The 15424-nt window shown below is 40.6% G+C and carries 23 protein-coding genes; 2 read left to right on the top strand and 21 right to left on the bottom strand.

Going from position 1 to position 15424, the window contains the following annotated elements; translation table 11 throughout:
* Window positions 1-2: 2 nt before the first annotated feature.
* Entirely contained in the window at window positions 3-1094 is a 1092-nt protein-coding gene (locus HT687_RS03210; protein ID WP_023935591.1) for an ABC transporter ATP-binding protein, read from the top strand.
* Window positions 1084-2742: an iron ABC transporter permease gene (locus HT687_RS03205; RefSeq protein WP_023935589.1), complete on the top strand. Its 1659-nt coding sequence runs from the start codon at window positions 1084-1086 to the stop codon at window positions 2740-2742. Before HT687_RS03210 ends, HT687_RS03205 begins: the two co-directional genes overlap by 11 nt.
* 101 nt (window positions 2743-2843) lie before the next feature.
* Here HT687_RS03205 and HT687_RS03200 read toward each other — a convergent pair whose 3' ends face one another.
* The 21 genes from HT687_RS03200 to rplN all read right to left on the bottom strand — a co-directional run bounded on the left by HT687_RS03200 (window position 2844) and on the right by rplN (window position 15408).
* The gene (locus HT687_RS03200; protein WP_031233452.1) at window positions 2844-3536 is read right to left on the bottom strand and encodes a histidine phosphatase family protein; all 693 of its coding nucleotides are present in this window, start codon (window positions 3534-3536) and stop codon (window positions 2844-2846) included.
* Window positions 3537-3780: 244 nt separating this feature from the next.
* The gene (locus tag HT687_RS03195; protein WP_023935585.1) at window positions 3781-5118 is read right to left on the bottom strand and encodes a PFL family protein; all 1338 of its coding nucleotides are present in this window, start codon (window positions 5116-5118) and stop codon (window positions 3781-3783) included.
* 9 nt (window positions 5119-5127) lie between these two features.
* Entirely contained in the window at window positions 5128-5394 is a 267-nt protein-coding gene (locus HT687_RS03190; RefSeq protein WP_031233450.1) for an ACT domain-containing protein, read from the bottom strand.
* Window positions 5395-5657: 263 nt separating this feature from the next.
* The gene (gene rplQ, locus HT687_RS03185; protein WP_000331493.1) at window positions 5658-6044 is read right to left on the bottom strand and encodes a 50S ribosomal protein L17; all 387 of its coding nucleotides are present in this window, start codon (window positions 6042-6044) and stop codon (window positions 5658-5660) included.
* Window positions 6045-6055: 11 nt separating this feature from the next.
* On the bottom strand, window positions 6056-6991 hold the full coding sequence (locus HT687_RS03180; RefSeq protein ID WP_000568988.1) for a DNA-directed RNA polymerase subunit alpha: 936 nt from the start codon (window positions 6989-6991) through the stop codon (window positions 6056-6058).
* A 42-nt stretch (window positions 6992-7033) separates the two neighbouring features.
* Entirely contained in the window at window positions 7034-7417 is a 384-nt protein-coding gene (gene rpsK, locus HT687_RS03175) for a 30S ribosomal protein S11 (RefSeq protein WP_001118385.1), read from the bottom strand.
* Window positions 7418-7434: 17 nt separating this feature from the next.
* A complete protein-coding gene (gene rpsM, locus HT687_RS03170) occupies window positions 7435-7800 on the bottom strand; it encodes a 30S ribosomal protein S13 (protein WP_000090781.1) in 366 nt (121 codons plus the stop codon).
* Between the two features lie 17 nt (window positions 7801-7817).
* Entirely contained in the window at window positions 7818-7934 is a 117-nt protein-coding gene (rpmJ, locus tag HT687_RS03165; RefSeq protein WP_001808836.1) for a 50S ribosomal protein L36, read from the bottom strand.
* 24 nt (window positions 7935-7958) lie between these two features.
* Entirely contained in the window at window positions 7959-8177 is a 219-nt protein-coding gene (gene infA / locus HT687_RS03160; protein ID WP_001029883.1) for a translation initiation factor IF-1, read from the bottom strand.
* Window positions 8178-8293: 116 nt separating this feature from the next.
* Window positions 8294-8932, bottom strand: coding sequence for an adenylate kinase (locus HT687_RS03155; protein ID WP_023932501.1), 639 nt, complete (start codon window positions 8930-8932; stop codon window positions 8294-8296).
* A gap of 264 nt (window positions 8933-9196) precedes the next feature.
* Window positions 9197-10507, bottom strand: coding sequence for a preprotein translocase subunit SecY (gene secY / locus HT687_RS03150; protein ID WP_000465393.1), 1311 nt, complete (start codon window positions 10505-10507; stop codon window positions 9197-9199).
* Window positions 10508-10519: 12 nt separating this feature from the next.
* On the bottom strand, window positions 10520-10960 hold the full coding sequence (gene rplO, locus HT687_RS03145) for a 50S ribosomal protein L15 (protein ID WP_000766086.1): 441 nt from the start codon (window positions 10958-10960) through the stop codon (window positions 10520-10522).
* A 144-nt stretch (window positions 10961-11104) separates the two neighbouring features.
* Complete coding sequence (gene rpmD, locus HT687_RS03140) at window positions 11105-11287, bottom strand: 50S ribosomal protein L30 (RefSeq protein ID WP_000057241.1); 183 nt, start codon at window positions 11285-11287, stop codon at window positions 11105-11107.
* Between the two features lie 13 nt (window positions 11288-11300).
* Window positions 11301-11795: a 30S ribosomal protein S5 gene (rpsE, locus tag HT687_RS03135; RefSeq protein ID WP_000874202.1), complete on the bottom strand. Its 495-nt coding sequence runs from the start codon at window positions 11793-11795 to the stop codon at window positions 11301-11303.
* 17 nt (window positions 11796-11812) lie between these two features.
* Entirely contained in the window at window positions 11813-12169 is a 357-nt protein-coding gene (gene rplR, locus HT687_RS03130) for a 50S ribosomal protein L18 (RefSeq protein WP_000624044.1), read from the bottom strand.
* An 83-nt stretch (window positions 12170-12252) separates the two neighbouring features.
* Window positions 12253-12789, bottom strand: coding sequence for a 50S ribosomal protein L6 (gene rplF, locus HT687_RS03125; RefSeq protein ID WP_000086635.1), 537 nt, complete (start codon window positions 12787-12789; stop codon window positions 12253-12255).
* Window positions 12790-13014: 225 nt separating this feature from the next.
* Complete coding sequence (rpsH, locus tag HT687_RS03120; RefSeq protein WP_000245503.1) at window positions 13015-13413, bottom strand: 30S ribosomal protein S8; 399 nt, start codon at window positions 13411-13413, stop codon at window positions 13015-13017.
* 285 nt (window positions 13414-13698) lie between these two features.
* Window positions 13699-13968, bottom strand: a complete 270-nt coding sequence (rpsN, locus tag HT687_RS03115; RefSeq protein WP_001085703.1) for a 30S ribosomal protein S14 — start codon at window positions 13966-13968, stop codon at window positions 13699-13701.
* 17 nt (window positions 13969-13985) lie between these two features.
* Complete coding sequence (gene rplE / locus HT687_RS03110; RefSeq protein WP_000013542.1) at window positions 13986-14528, bottom strand: 50S ribosomal protein L5; 543 nt, start codon at window positions 14526-14528, stop codon at window positions 13986-13988.
* A 23-nt stretch (window positions 14529-14551) separates the two neighbouring features.
* On the bottom strand, window positions 14552-14857 hold the full coding sequence (rplX, locus tag HT687_RS03105) for a 50S ribosomal protein L24 (protein ID WP_000497691.1): 306 nt from the start codon (window positions 14855-14857) through the stop codon (window positions 14552-14554).
* 182 nt (window positions 14858-15039) lie between these two features.
* A complete protein-coding gene (gene rplN / locus HT687_RS03100; protein ID WP_000616545.1) occupies window positions 15040-15408 on the bottom strand; it encodes a 50S ribosomal protein L14 in 369 nt (122 codons plus the stop codon).
* Window positions 15409-15424: the final 16 nt, after the last annotated feature.

Genomic DNA, 15424 nt, shown 5'->3' with positions numbered 1-15424 from the left:
CTATGAGTGAGATCAAAATTATTAACGCCAAAAAAATCTACCACAATGTCCCTGTTATTGAGAATTTGAACATTACAATTCCAAAAGGAAGTCTCTTTACCCTTCTTGGGCCTTCAGGGTGTGGGAAAACGACCCTTCTTCGTATGATTGCAGGTTTCAACAGTATCGAAGGTGGAGAATTTTACTTCGATGATACAAAAATCAATAATATGGAACCCAGCAAACGCAATATTGGCATGGTTTTTCAAAACTACGCTATTTTCCCACATTTGACTGTCCGAGATAATGTCGCTTTTGGTCTCAAGCAAAAGAAGGTTCCAAAAGAAGAATTGATCCAACAGACCAACAAGTATCTTGAACTCATGCAAATTGCTCAATATGCGGATCGGAAGCCCGATAAACTCAGTGGTGGACAACAACAACGTGTCGCCTTGGCACGTGCCTTAGCGGTTAATCCAAGTGTTCTCCTCATGGACGAGCCACTTAGTAACCTAGATGCCAAACTTCGCTTGGATATGCGTCAAGCCATTCGAGAAATCCAACACGAAGTAGGAATTACAACCGTTTATGTAACCCACGACCAAGAAGAAGCGATGGCTATTTCAGATCAAATTGCTGTTATGAAAGATGGGGTGATTCAACAAATCGGCCGACCAAAAGAACTCTATCATAAACCAGCTAATGAGTTTGTAGCAACCTTTATCGGACGCACAAATATCATCCCTGCCACTCTTGAAAAACGGAGCGACGGTGCTTATATCGTCTTTTCAGATGGCTATGCTCTTCGAATGCCAGCTCTTGATCAGGCTGAGGAGCAAGCCATTCATGTAAGTATTCGTCCTGAAGAGTTTATCAAAGATGAATCTGGAGATATTGAAGGAACTATTAGCGATAGCGTCTATCTTGGACTGAATACTGAATACTTCATCGAGACAGGCTTTGCCTCAAAAATTCAAGTTAGCGAAGAATCAACTTTTGAAGAAGATCTACAAAAAGGCGATCGTATTCGTCTACGAATCAATACTCAAAAATTAAACGTCTTTTCTGCAGATGGTTCGCAAAACCTGATAAAAGGAGTCAACCATGGAACGTAAAAAACTAAATATTTGGACAGCCTCCTCTTTCTTCATCTTTCTTACCTATCTTGTCTTTCTCGTTTATCCTATCGTTACCGTGCTCAAGCAAGCACTTATACATGAAGGACAATTTTCACTAGCTAATTTTGTCACTTTCTTTAGCAAAGCCTACTACTCTGAGACACTTGTCAACAGTTTCAAGGTTTCCATTACCGCTACTGTCACTTCCTTAGTTGTAGGAACCCTATTAGCTTATCTCTTCTCTATGTATGACTTCAAGGGGAAGAAATTTCTACAAATATTGATTATCATTGCTTCCATGTCAGCTCCTTTCGTGGGAGCCTACTCCTGGATTCTCTTGCTGGGACGAAATGGGGTCATTACTAAATTCCTGACAAATACCCTTCATCTTCCAGCTATCGATATTTATGGATTCAAAGGAATTGTACTTGTCTTTACACTGCAACTATTCCCACTGGTATTTCTATACGTTGCTGGAACAATGAAAAGCATTGACAATTCCCTACTTGAAGCCGCTGAAAGCATGGGGTCCTTCGGATTTAAGCGTATCGTAACGGTTGTTTTACCTCTCCTTGTTCCAACCTTACTAGCTGCTGCCCTGCTTGTATTTATGAGAGCATTCTCAGACTTTGGAACGCCTATGTTGATTGGCGAAGGATATCGGACTTTCCCTGTCCTGATTTATACCCAATTCATTAGCGAGGTTGGAGGAAATTCTGCTTTTGCATCTGCTTTAGCCATTATGGCGATTATCATTGCCTTGGCGATTTTCCTTATCCAAAAATACATTGCAAACCGCTACAGTTTCAGCATGAATTCGCTCCATCCAATTGAGCCTAAAAAAACTACAAAAGGAAAAATGGCTGCCATTTATGCAACAGTCTACGGAATTATCTTTATCTCTGTTTTACCTCAAATCTACTTGATTTATACCTCTTTCCTAAAAACATCAGGTATGGTATTTGTCAAAGGCTATTCTCTAAACAGTTACAAGGTAGCTTTCAATCGTATGGGATCTGCTATTTTCAATACTATTCGTATCCCTTTGATTGCCTTAGTCCTAGTTGTCCTTTTCGCAACATTTATCTCCTACCTAGCTGTTAGAAAACGGAATTTGTTTACAAACTTAATTGACAGCCTCAGTATGGTCCCTTATATTGTACCAGGAACCGTTCTAGGGATTGCCTTCATTTCTTCCTTCAATACTGGCCTATTTGGAAGTGGATTTCTTATGATTACAGGAACTGCTTTCATCTTGATTATGTCCCTATCTGTCAGAAGATTACCTTATACTATTCGCTCATCTGTTGCTAGCTTGCAACAAATAGCCCCAAGTATTGAAGAAGCCGCTGAAAGCTTAGGAAGTAGTCGTCTCAATACCTTTGCTAAGATTACAACTCCAATGATGCTATCTGGTATCATTTCTGGAGCCATCCTATCTTGGGTCACAATGATTTCAGAGCTCTCCACTTCTATCCTCCTCTACAATGTCAAAACAAGAACAATGACTGTAGCCATTTATACAGAGGTTCTCAGAGGAAATTACGGTGTAGCCGCAGCCTTGTCAACTATCTTGACTATTCTAACAGTAGCTTCCTTGCTCTTGTTTATGAAAATCTCTAAAAGCAATAGCATTACACTTTAGTTTCCCCATCAAAAACAGCCGAAAGGATTACCCTCGGCTGTTTTTTCTTGTCTTGATATTCTTATCAAATCCCTAGTTCAGAGCAAGCAAGTCTAGACTGATTAAATAGAGGATTCCTCCATCTTCTCACGTCCTAGTTCCCGGTAACTACGGTCGCCGACAACTTCTACGCTAAACTGGCCGTCCTCATATTCAAGGATCGTTACGCTACCATTATCTAGCCCATGAGGATGCATGCCATTGATCAGATAAACAATGGTTCCAATGGTCATTCCGTGGCTGACAACGAGGGCATTGCCCCCACCTTGTTCTTCCATTTCTTTGGCAATCGCTTCAAAGCCTTCCTTAATTCGGCCACTGAGTTTTTCCCATCCTTCAGCCCAACCAGCTGTGTCAACCTCTACCAAGCCCTCAGCCAGTTCAGCATAAGACAATTGGTGAACATGGTCCACATTAAAGATACGAGGAATAATACCCATAAAAAGATCGCCATCGTAAGCTCCATCAAAGCTTCCAAAACACCATTCTCTGATACGCTTGTCCATGCGATAAGGGATTTTCCCCTGCAAGCCAAGTTTTTCAAGAATGATTCCCATGGTCTGAATGGTGCGCCCAGAATCACTGGAATAAGCGCGCTCAAACTGTAGACCAGATTCTCGCAAGCCAATCCCTAATTCTTGAATTCCTCGCTCACCTTCAGCCGTTAAGGGAGTATCGCTCCAGCCTTGCGCGCGACCAATCGTGTTAAACATGGTCTTGCCATGACGTACCAAATACAATCGTACTTTTACCATTTTTCGTCCTCCGTTTGCTTCTATTATATCATGGATGATAAAACAAAAGCCACCCATACAGGCGACTTTTGCAGGAGATTATTATGAAAAAGTTTAGGAGTTCTATTAAATAAAGATATTAGATGAAAATCAAATTCAAACTAAATCAGTGTTATCTGTTTCAAATAATATTAGGAGGTCTTTATTTAATGATTATAGTATACACAGCTAATCTTAAATAGAACTTAAAATTTCTCCTATTTTCTTAATTTTTAAAACTATGAATTGGTGCTGGGATTTGTCCTCCACGAGAGATGAAATCAACAGACGAAGCTCCATTTACTTTCATAACAGGTGCAGTTCCTAATAGGCCACCAAACTCAATCATATCGCCTTCTTTTCCTTTTGGAATGATACGAACAGCTGTTGTTTTCATGTTAATGACACCAATTGCAGCCTCATCCGCAATCATAGCCGCAATGGTTTCAACAGGTGTATCTTCTGGGATGGCAATCATATCCAAACCAACAGAACAGATAGCCGTCATAGCTTCTAGTTTTTCCAAATTAAGAGAGCCATTTTGCACTGCAGCAATCATTCCCTCATCCTCGGAAACAGGAATAAAGGCACCAGACAAACCACCGACTTGGTTGCAGGCCATCACTCCACCCTTTTTAACTTGGTCATTCAAGAGAGCCAAGGCAGCCGTCGTTCCATGCGTACCAACTGTTTCTAGCCCCATTTCTTCAAGGACACGTGCAACAGAATCTCCAACCGCAGGAGTTGGCGCCAAACTCAAGTCCACAATACCAAACTCCACACCCAGTCTCTCACTGGCCATTTGACCAACCAATTGACCGATCCGAGTGATTTTAAAGGCAGTCTTCTTGACCGTTTCTGCTACTACATCAAAGCTCTCTCCACGAACTTTTTCCAGGGCACGTTTCACCACACCAGGACCAGAAACTCCGACATTGATGATAACATCTGCCTCCCCAACACCATGGAAGGCACCCGCCATAAATGGATTGTCCTCAACAGCATTAGCGAATACAACCAACTTAGCTGCCCCCATATCAGATAGAGTTGCCGTTTCCTTGATAACACGTCCCATATCTGCGACAGCCGTCATATTGATACCAGACTTGGTTGAGCCGATATTGACTGACGAGCATACCTTGTCCGTTTCAGCCAAAGCACGAGGAATAGAATTGATGAGAATCTCATCTCCCTTTTGATAACCTTTTTGTACCAAGGCAGAGAAACCACCAATAAAGTCCACTCCAATCTCTTTCGCAGCCTTATCAAGCGCTTTTGCCAGAACCACGTAGTCCGTCGCATCTGTCGCTGCTCCAATCAGAGAAATAGGAGTCACCGATACACGCTTATTAACGATAGGGATTCCCAACTCAGCCGCAATTTCATCACCAACAGCCACTAAATTAGCGGCCTTGCTCGTAATCTTTCGATAAATTTTCTCTGCAGCACGATTGATATCTGGATCGATACAGTCCAGAAGGGAAATCCCCATGGTAATAGTTCTGATATCGAAGTTTTGCTCCTCAATCATAGCAATGGTTTCAGTAACTTGTCTAATATCCATGATAACCTCCTAGATATTATACATAGCTTCGAAAATCGCTGCACTCTGAATATTGATTTTCACATTCAAAGTTTGCCCAAAAGCTTCAAATTCATTACGAAGATAGGTAAAATCTTGCTTTTCATCGCTAGAGACGACAGCCATCATCGTAAAATATTCATCCAAAACAGTTTGAGAAATATCGTCTATGTTCAAACCCAATTCTGCAATTTTACTAGAAACACCTGCAACAATTCCAGATTTATCTTTACCAACAACAGTTATAATCGCTTTCATAAGCAAACTCCAATTCTTCTTTTAATAGGAAACCTGAACATTAAACAGGATTCTTTTCAATTAGTATAGCATAATTCTAACGAAAATACTCAAAAACGCCTGCTTACGAAGTTGTTCTTAAGAAAAAACAATTTCGTAAACAAGCGTCTACTATCCCAACTTATGATGAGTGTTCCCGCTAGGACCGAAATCCTAGCGGTAGACCAGAGCTAGACTAAGAGCACAAGACTCCATCATCATAACACTCAACAAAATTGATGATTTTATACTAATTCGATGATCGCCATTGGTGCTGCATCACCACGACGTGGTTCAGTTTTAAGGATACGAGTGTATCCACCGTTACGTTCAGCATAACGAGGTGCGATTTCTGAGAACAATTTTTGAAGTGCTGTAGTAGAAGTGTACTTGTCAGTTGCTTCATCATAGTTTTCAGATGCGATTTCATTACGTACGAAAGCAGCTGCTTGACGACGTGCATGCAAATCACCACGTTTACCTAGAGTAATCATTTTTTCAACAGTTTTACGGATTTCTTTAGCACGAGCTTCAGTTGTCACGATTGATTCGTTGATCAAAAGGTCAGTTGTCAAATCGCGAAGCATTGCTTTACGTTGTGAGCTAGTGCGTCCTAGTTTACGGTAAGCCATGTATTCCTCCTTTATTTATCTTTTAATCCAAGACCCAAATCAATGAGTTTGAGTTTCACTTCTTCCAAACTCTTGCGTCCAAGATTTCGTACTTTCATCATCTCTGCTTCAGATTTTTCTGTCAAATCATGCACAGTATTGATACCGGCACGTTTCAAACAGTTGTATGAACGCACAGACAAGTCCAGTTCCTCAATCGTACGATCCAAAATACGGTCGTCAGATTCAGTATCAGCTTCTTTCATCACTTCAGTTGACTTAGCAATCTCAGTAAGATTTGTAAACAAATCAAGATGTTCTGTCAAAATACGTGCTGAAAGCCCTAAAGCATCTTCTGGAATAATTGTTCCATTTGTCAAGATTTCAAGGGTTAGTTTGTCAAATCCATCATTGCTACCTACACGAGCAGGTTCCACTTGATAGTTGACTTTTGTAACTGGTGTATAAATAGAATCTACAGCAAGTGTTCCAACTGGTGCATTATCTTTTTTATTTTCATCAGCAGGTACATATCCACGACCACTGTTAACAGTCATAGTCGCTTTTAGGGAAGAACCTTCACCGATTGTAAAGAGATAATGATCTGGATTTACAATTTCAATATCGCTATCTGTCAAAATGTCACCAGCTGTTACTTCAGCAGGACCTTCAACATCCAGTTCGATGATTTTTTCGTCTTCAACGTACGATTTCACTGCAATTCCTTTAATGTTCAGAATGATTTGCATCACGTCTTCACGAACACCTGGAACTGTGTCAAACTCATGTAACACACCATCAATGTTGATAGATGTCACAGCTGCTCCTGGTAGAGAAGCTAGAAGTACACGACGAAGAGAGTTACCAAGAGTTGTACCGTAGCCACGTTCAAGTGGTTCGATTACAAACTTGCCATAATCTTTATTTTCATCAATTTTTGTTATATTTGGTTTTTCAAACTCGATCATTTAGTTACTCCCTCTTAAACGAAAAGCAGTGTAATGCGATGATTATACACGGCGACGTTTTGGAGGACGAGCACCATTGTGTGGCACTGGAGTCACATCACGAATTGCTGTTACTTCAAGACCAGCGGCAGCAAGCGCACGAATAGCTGACTCACGACCAGAACCTGGACCTTTTACAGTAACTTCAACTGATTTAAGACCGTGTTCTTGTGCAGATTTAGCAGCAGCTTCAGAAGCCATTTGAGCAGCGAATGGTGTAGATTTACGAGAACCTTTGAAACCAAGAGCACCAGCTGATGACCAAGCAATTGCATTACCATGCACATCAGTAATCATAACAATAGTGTTATTAAATGTAGCGTGAATATGAGCAATACCAGATTCGATATTTTTTTTCACACGACGTTTACGTGTTGGTTTAGCCAAGACTTTTACCTCCTATATTATTTTTTCTTACCAGCAATCGCAACAGCTTTACCTTTACGAGTGCGAGCGTTGTTTTTAGTATTTTGTCCACGGACAGGAAGTCCACGACGGTGACGGATACCACGGTATGAACCGATTTCCATCAAACGTTTGATGTTCAAGTTTACTTCACGACGAAGGTCACCTTCAACTTTGATTGCATCCACTTCACGACGGATAGCATCTTCTTGATCTGATGTAAGATCACGTACACGAACATCTTCTGAGATTCCAGCAGCAGCCAAAATTTTCTTAGATGTTGCAAGTCCGATACCATAAACATAAGTCAATGAGATTACTACACGTTTGTCATTTGGAATGTCAACTCCAGCAATACGAGCCATGTTTTCTCCTTTCTATCTTATCCTTGACGTTGTTTGTGTTTTGGATTTGCTGGGCAAATTACCATAACACGACCATTACGACGAATAACTTTACAGTATTCGCAAATTGGTTTGACCGATGGTCTTACTTTCATTTCTTATCCCTCCAAGTTTTTCGATTATTTAAAGCGGTAAGTGATACGTCCACGTGTCAAGTCATATGGACTCATTTCGACAGTAACACGATCTCCCGCTAAAATACGAATATAGTTTTTACGAATTTTACCAGAAACTGTTGCTAAAATCTGATGTCCATTTTCAAGTTCAACCGTAAACATTGCATTCGGCATTGTATCAACTACTTTGCCTTCAACTTCAATCACATCGTCTTTTGCCACGCAAAAGCACCTCCATAAATTTCGATTCGATGCCTCTAGACACAGAGACAACAATTATAAGTCAGACTATCTCAGTATAACATTTGTAGCGGATTTTTGCAAGTGTGAAAAACGCTTTATTTCAAATTTGTCAATACTTTTTCGATATCTGAGAAGACATCATTGATATCTTGATTACCTTCGATGTCATGAACCAAACCTTTGGCACGGTAGTGAGCAATGATTGGTTCCCCTTGAGCAATATTCACATCCAAACGACGTTTGACTGTCTCAGGCTTATCATCTTCACGTTGGTAGTAATCTTCTTCTTTATAGTCAACTGGTGGGTTAAAGACCTTGTGGAAAGTTTCTCCAGTTACGCGGTGGATGATACGGCCACTCAAACGTTCCAAGAGGCTGTCTGGATTCACTTCGATGTTGATAACACCTTCCAGTTCGATGCCAAGTTCAGCCAATGTTTTGTCCAAGGCATGAGCTTGTTCGATTGTACGTGGGTAACCATCCAATAAGAATCCTGTTTCTTTAATATCATCTTGTGAAAGACGTTCTTTTACGATTCCATTTGTAACTTCATCAGGAACCAATTCACCCTTGTCAATGTATGACTTAGCAAGAACACCCATTTCAGTTTGATTTGCTATTGCAGCGCGGAACATATCACCTGTTGAGATATGTGCAACATGGAATTGTTCTACGATTTTTGCTGCTTGAGTTCCCTTACCTGCACCAGGTAAGCCCATAATCAAAAGATTCATGATCTGATCTCCTTATTTTATTTTTAAATAGAAGCAAAAAGTCTTTTCACCCCTATTTAAAAACAAAATAGAAGAGGGGAGACCAAACTCTCACTAATGTTAGAGTTAAACCTCCACTCCCTCAGCATTTACTGCTTCATACTCAATGAAAATCAAAGAGCAAACTAGGAAGCTAGCCGCAGGTTGCTCAAAGCACTGCTTTGAGGTTGCAGATAAAGCTGACGTGGTTTGAATTTGATTTTCGAAGAGTATCAGTAAATACTTTTATTCTGTTCTATCCATGAAACCAACATACTTACGTTTCAATAGGTAACCTTCCAATTGCTTGATTCCTTCGATACCTGTAGAGATAATGATCAAGAGACTTGTTCCACCAAAGGCAACAACATCAGAAAGACCAAATACATCTTTAGCTGCAATCGGCAAAATGGAAATCACACCAAGGAAGAGGGAACCAACCGTTGCAAGACGACGAAGAAGTTTAGACATATATTCTTCTGTACCTTTACCAGGACGAACTCCATGGATATAGGCACCGCTCTTTTGTAGGTTCTCTGCCGCTTTTTCAGGATTAATCTGTACAAACGTATAGAAGAATGTAAAGAGAATAATCAATAAAGCATACATAGCAATACCAGTTGGAGAAGTGGTTGCCAACATCTCTTGTGCTACCCTTACCCAAGCCCAATCATGACCTGTGGCGCTCAAAAACTGAAGAATCGCCGCAGGCGCTGCAGTAATGGAACTGGCAAAGATAACAGGGATAACTCCAGCAGGGTTTACCTTCAATGGAAGGTAAGAGCTAGATGGAGCACCTTGTGCAACCTTAGTATATTGGATTGGAATTTTGTATTCTGCTTGTTGAACATAAGTTGTAAAGTAAATGATCAACAATACAGTAATAATCAAAATGATTACGAAAATGATAGATGAAGTGATCCGGCTACTTGGGACGTTCACAAAGTAGTCCACATAGATGCCCTGAATCATCTCTGGAATTGAGGCAACAATCCCGGCAAAGATAATCATAGAAACACCATTTCCGTATCCCTTATCTGTAATTTGCTCTCCCAACCAAGTGACAATCATACTACCAGCTGTTAAGATGATACCAATCGTCAGAAAAACTTGGGGAGTTAAAGCAGTTTTAATCAATTGAGCTCCAGCCAAGGTATTAAAACCAGCTGTAATCCCGATAGATTGCACAAAGGCTAGACCAAGGGCAATATAACGAGTAGCTTGGTTCAATTTTCTTCGACCTACTTCCCCTTGTTTTCCCCACTCTACAAATTTCGGTAAAATATCCATTTGTAAGAGTTGGACAACGATAGAAGCAGTAATATAGGGACTAACTCCTAGGGCAAAAATCGAAAAGTTTTTTAGGGCATTCCCCGACACCAAGCTCAACATGTTTAAGAAGGATAATCCACTTAAAGCATTCAAGCTATTGGCATTCACACCAGGAACTGTAATGCTAGTTCCGATACGAAAGACCAAAACGATAAAAATTGTAAATAAAATTTTTGATCGAACCTGCTTGACTTTAAGAGCTTCTCTTAATAATTTAAAAAACATAGGTCACCTCTCTTAGATGACTTCTACTGAACCACCTTTAGCAGTGATAGCTTCTTCAGCTGATTTAGAGAATTTAGCTGCTTTCACAGTCAATTTCTTAATCAACTCACCGTTACCAAGAATTTTAATACCTGACTTTTCAGCTTTAACAATTCCTGCTTCGATAAGAACAACTGGAGTTACTTCAGCACCATCTTCAAAGACGTTCAATTGGTCAAGGTTCACAATTGCGTATTCTTTAGCGTTGATGTTAGTGAATCCACGTTTTGGAAGACGACGGAACAATGGAGTTTGTCCACCTTCAAAACCAAGGCGAACTCCGCCGCCGCTACGAGCTTTTTGACCTTTTTGACCACGACCAGATGTTTTACCGTTACCTGATGAAGTACCACGACCAACGCGGTTACGTACTTTACGAGAACCTTCTGCAGGTTTCAATTCATGAAGTTTCATTTTTATTTTCTCCTCTTTTGTAAAATGCTAGCGCCGATAAGGGAGAAAAGGTTGTCTCCCCCATCAACTCGCCTATACGACGTCATCATAGATGACTATATCTAGTTTTAGGGGATGGTATAGTGCACATCCCCTAAAAATTCATTAGTTTACTTCTTCAACTGTTACCAAGTGAGATACTGCAGTGATCATACCACGGATAGCAGCGTTATCTTCTTTAATAACAGAGCTGTTCAATTTGCCAAGTCCAAGTGCTACAACAGTTTTACGTTGTGATGGAATGCGTCCGATTGGAGACTTAGTCAAAGTAATTTTAATTTGAGCCATTTTATCCCCTTTCTTATGCCAAATCAGAAACTGAAATACCACGAAGGGCAGCAACTTCTTCAGCGCGTTTCAATTGTTTCAAACCTTCAACAGTTGCACGAACAATGTTGATTGGAGTGTTAGAACCAAGTGATTTAGATGTAATATCTGCCACACCTGCCAATTCCACAACGGCACGAACTGCACCACCAGCGGCAACTCCAGAACCTTCTACAGCAGGTTTCAACAATACTTTAGCTCCACCGAATTCTGAAAGAACTTCGTGTGGGATTGTTGTTCCAACCATAGGAACTTCGATCAAGTTTTTCTTAGCATCATCTACTGCTTTACGGATTGCTTCTGGAACTTCTTGAGCTTTACCAGTACCAAATCCTACGCGACCGTTGTGGTCACCAACAACAACAAGAGCTGCGAAACGAAGACGACGTCCACCTTTAACAACTTTTGTAACACGATTGACAGCAACTACGCGTTCTTCTAATTCAACTGCATTGTCTTTAAATGCCATTTTCTAGTGTCCTCCTATTAGAATTTCAATCCGTTTTCACGAGCTGCATCAGCCAAAGCTTTCACACGTCCGTGATATAGATATCCACCGCGGTCGAACACCACTTCTGAAATACCTTTAGCGTTTGCACGTTCTGCAACGAGTTTACCGACAGCAACAGCTTGTTCAGTTTTAGTTCCTTTTGAAACTTCTTTGTCAAGAGTTGAAGCACTTGCGAGCGTTACACCCGCTACGTCATCAATCACTTGAGCGTAGATGCCTGTATTAGAACGGAATACGTTCAAACGTGGGCGATCAGCAGTTCCAGAGAGTTTTCCGCGAACGCGACGGTGGCGTTTTTGGCGGAGTTTGTTTTTATCTGGTTTTGAAATCACAGTTTTCACCTCTTTAGTTTTAAATCGTGTGCTATGCACAAAGTTGGAAAATAGGTTGGTGGTTGAGAATCAACCACTCAACATTATTTACCTGTTTTACCTTCTTTACGGCGAACGAATTCACCAACGTAACGGATACCTTTACCTTTATATGGTTCTGGTGAACGAAGGCTACGTACGTAAGCAGCTGTTTGTCCAACTACTTCTTTTGAAATTCCGCTAACAACGATTGTTGTTGGGTTTGGAAGTTCAAAAGTAATTCCTTCTGGAGCTTCAACTTCGTCTGGGTGAGATTTACCAACAGCCAAAACAAGTTTAGATCCTTGAAGTTGTGCACGGTAACCAACCCCACGCATTTCAAGTTCTTTCTTGAATCCTTCTGATACACCAACAACCATGTTGTTCAAAAGGGCACGAGTAGTTCCGTGGATAGTTTTCATTTCTTTTGAATCGTTTGGACGGTGAAGGGTTACTTCAGTACCTTCCACACGGATTTCAATATCTTTTGAGAACTCACGAGTAAGTTCTCCTTTAGGTCCTTTTACAGTTACAAGGTTGTCATTGTTAGTGAGTTCAACACCAGCAGGCAACACGATAACTTTATTACCAATACGTGACATGTTTATTTTCTCCTGTTAAATTGTCAGGCCAGAACGGCCAGTTTTCACGGGGTTCAGATACTTATTTAGTTCAAGAGCTGAACTGAACACGCTCTAACGAGCTTTGTATCTTGATTTGAGTTCGAGCTAAGAATTTGGTGAAAAAGATAAGTTTGTCTTGGAGCATCGCTCCTGCTACAAACTTCCTATTTTCACTGCATTCTTTTAACGCTCTCACATCATCAATTACCAAACGTAAGCGATAACCTCACCACCAACATTCTTTTGGCGTGCTTCTTTATCAGTAAGCAAACCTTCAGAAGTTGAAAGGATAGCAATTCCAAGTCCGTTAAGAACTTTTGGAAGGTCTTCACGTTTTTTGTAGACACGAAGTCCTGGTTTAGAAATACGTTTCAAGTTAGTGATAACTTTTTCACCGTTTGGTCCGTATTTAAGAAATACACGGATGATGCCTTGTTTGTCATCTTCGATGATTTCAACGTTTTTTACAAAACCTTCGCGTTTAAGGATTTCAGCAATCCCTTTTTTGATGTTTGATGCAGGTACTTCAAGTACTTCGTGTTTAGCTTGGTTAGCGTTACGAATACGAGTTAGGAAGTCTGCGATTGGGTCAGTCATAACCATTTTGTTTTTCTCCTCTTACTAGTAGTTTGCAAGTTGCACTTGCTAGTTAATACATGATACAAAGAGCGTAACAGCAAGAGCAAAAATAGGCAATTTGATGCAGGAGCGATGCTCCAAAGAAAATTGGTCTTTTTTTGCCAAAGCTGTAGCTCGTGTTCAAATTGGCTAGCCCAACTGAACCCGGGCTAAACTCTGTGTGAAAAAGATAAACTTTCCTAGAAACCTCAGTTTCTTCGTCAAGTTTCCTATTTTCACTTAGAGTTTTGACGCCCTTGATATCTTAAATTACCAAGATGCTTTTGTTACACCAGGAATTTGACCTTTATGCGCAAGTTCGCGAAAAGCGATACGACTCAGACCAAATTTGCGGTAAACTGAATGTGGGCGCCCCGTAACTCTACAACGATTATGTAAACGAGTCGGTGAGGCGTTGCGAGGTAATTTAGATAAACCTTCATAGTCCCCTGCTGCCTTTAATGCAGCACGTTTTTCAGCATAACGGTCAACAATTTTTTGGCGTTTAGCCTCTCTAGCTACCATTGATTTTTTAGCCATTAGATTTACCTCCTATATTATTTTGCAAAAGGCATTCCAAGGCCTGTAAGCAATGCACGTGACTCTTCGTCAGTGTTAGCAGTTGTTACGATAACAATGTCAAGACCACGAGTTTTGTCAACGTCATCGAAGTTGATTTCTGGGAAAATCAATTGTTCTTTCACACCAAGTGTATAGTTTCCGCGTCCATCAAATGATTTTGTTGGAACACCGTGGAAGTCACGTACACGTGGAAGTGAAACTGAAACCAATTTATCCAAGAATTCGTACATCCGTTCACCACGAAGGGTAACTTTTGCACCGATCGCAACACCTTCACGAAGACGGAAGCCGGCGATTGATTTTTTAGCTTTAGTGATAAGTGGTTTTTGACCTGAGATAAGTGCCAATTCTTCAGCAGCTTTTTCAAGGCTTTTAGCGTTTGATACAGCTTCACCAACACCCATGTTCAAAACGATCTTATCTACTTTAGGCACAGCCATCACTGATGAGTAGTTGAATTGTTCTGTCAAAGCAGGAACTACTTCATTAAGATATTTTTCTTTTAAACGATTTGCCATTATACTTCTCCTTTCCTTCGTGATTAATCAAGCACTTCGCCTGATTTTTTGTTGTAGCGAACTTTTTTACCGTCTACAAATTTGTAACCAACACGACCAGCTACACCATTTTTGTCCAAAACTTGAACGTTTGATACATGGATAGCTGCTTCTTTCTCGATGATACCACCTTGAGGAAGCTCGTTAGTTGGACGTTGGTGTTTCTTAACGATGTTAACACCTTCAACGATAACTTTGTTTACTTTTGGAAGGGCAGTAAGGACAACAGCTTCTGTTCCCTTATCTTTACCAGCGATTACGCGAACTTTGTCGCCTTTTTTTACAAACATTAGGTTTCTCCTTGATTTTTCTTACGCCCATAAGGGCACCCTAGCTTGAAGCTAGGGGACTAGTTTGTTTGTTTTTGCTCTTCGAAAATCAAAGCAATCCTTCGTCAGTTTCAACTCACCTAACTTAAGTTATGCTTTCGTTTTACTTCCTAGACTTGTTTTAATTTTCTTTGAGCAACCAATTAAAGTACTTCTGGAGCAAGTGACACGATCTTCATGAAGCCACCTTCACGCAATTCACGTGCAACTGGGCCAAAGATACGTGTTCCGCGAGGAGTTTTGTCTTCACGGATGATAACTGCTGCGTTTTCGTCAAATTTGATGTATGAACCATCAGCACGACGAGCACCTGATTTAGTACGAACGATAACTGCTTTAACAACGTCACCTTTTTTAACCGCACCACCAGGAGTAGCTTGTTTTACAGATGCCACGATAACATCACCGATGTTTGCAAATTTACGTCCTGAACCACCAAGAACTTTGATAGTCAAGATTTCGCGAGCACCGCTGTTGTCTGCGACTTTCAAACGAGTTTCTGTTTGAATCATTTCAGTTTTCTCCTTT

The organism is Streptococcus sp. 1449, from assembly GCF_013276805.1.
Taxonomy (GTDB): Bacteria; Bacillota; Bacilli; order Lactobacillales; family Streptococcaceae; genus Streptococcus; species Streptococcus pseudopneumoniae.
Note: the sequence above shows the minus strand (reverse complement) of the source record. Positions and strands in the feature narration are given on the sequence as shown.

What these genes read in the sequence shown, in the direction of transcription:
- HT687_RS03210 (WP_023935591.1), top strand. Translation starts at nt 3, where the DNA reads ATGAGTGAGATCAAAATTATTAACGCCAAAAAAATCTACCACAATGTC.
- HT687_RS03205 (WP_023935589.1), top strand. Translation starts at nt 1,084, where the DNA reads ATGGAACGTAAAAAACTAAATATTTGGACAGCCTCCTCTTTCTTCATC.
- HT687_RS03200 (WP_031233452.1), bottom strand. Translation starts at nt 3,536, where the DNA reads ATGGTAAAAGTACGATTGTATTTGGTACGTCATGGCAAGACCATGTTT.
- HT687_RS03195 (WP_023935585.1), bottom strand. Translation starts at nt 5,118, where the DNA reads ATGGATATTAGACAAGTTACTGAAACCATTGCTATGATTGAGGAGCAA.
- HT687_RS03190 (WP_031233450.1), bottom strand. Translation starts at nt 5,394, where the DNA reads ATGAAAGCGATTATAACTGTTGTTGGTAAAGATAAATCTGGAATTGTT.
- rplQ (WP_000331493.1), bottom strand. Translation starts at nt 6,044, where the DNA reads ATGGCTTACCGTAAACTAGGACGCACTAGCTCACAACGTAAAGCAATG.
- HT687_RS03180 (WP_000568988.1), bottom strand. Translation starts at nt 6,991, where the DNA reads ATGATCGAGTTTGAAAAACCAAATATAACAAAAATTGATGAAAATAAA.
- rpsM (WP_000090781.1), bottom strand. Translation starts at nt 7,800, where the DNA reads ATGGCTCGTATTGCTGGAGTTGACATTCCAAATGACAAACGTGTAGTA.
- rpmJ (WP_001808836.1), bottom strand. Translation starts at nt 7,934, where the DNA reads ATGAAAGTAAGACCATCGGTCAAACCAATTTGCGAATACTGTAAAGTT.
- HT687_RS03155 (WP_023932501.1), bottom strand. Translation starts at nt 8,932, where the DNA reads ATGAATCTTTTGATTATGGGCTTACCTGGTGCAGGTAAGGGAACTCAA.
- secY (WP_000465393.1), bottom strand. Translation starts at nt 10,507, where the DNA reads ATGTTTTTTAAATTATTAAGAGAAGCTCTTAAAGTCAAGCAGGTTCGA.
- rplO (WP_000766086.1), bottom strand. Translation starts at nt 10,960, where the DNA reads ATGAAACTTCATGAATTGAAACCTGCAGAAGGTTCTCGTAAAGTACGT.
- rpmD (WP_000057241.1), bottom strand. Translation starts at nt 11,287, where the DNA reads ATGGCTCAAATTAAAATTACTTTGACTAAGTCTCCAATCGGACGCATT.
- rpsE (WP_000874202.1), bottom strand. Translation starts at nt 11,795, where the DNA reads ATGGCATTTAAAGACAATGCAGTTGAATTAGAAGAACGCGTAGTTGCT.
- rplF (WP_000086635.1), bottom strand. Translation starts at nt 12,789, where the DNA reads ATGTCACGTATTGGTAATAAAGTTATCGTGTTGCCTGCTGGTGTTGAA.
- rpsH (WP_000245503.1), bottom strand. Translation starts at nt 13,413, where the DNA reads ATGGTTATGACTGACCCAATCGCAGACTTCCTAACTCGTATTCGTAAC.
- rpsN (WP_001085703.1), bottom strand. Translation starts at nt 13,968, where the DNA reads ATGGCTAAAAAATCAATGGTAGCTAGAGAGGCTAAACGCCAAAAAATT.
- rplE (WP_000013542.1), bottom strand. Translation starts at nt 14,528, where the DNA reads ATGGCAAATCGTTTAAAAGAAAAATATCTTAATGAAGTAGTTCCTGCT.
- rplX (WP_000497691.1), bottom strand. Translation starts at nt 14,857, where the DNA reads ATGTTTGTAAAAAAAGGCGACAAAGTTCGCGTAATCGCTGGTAAAGAT.
- rplN (WP_000616545.1), bottom strand. Translation starts at nt 15,408, where the DNA reads ATGATTCAAACAGAAACTCGTTTGAAAGTCGCAGACAACAGCGGTGCT.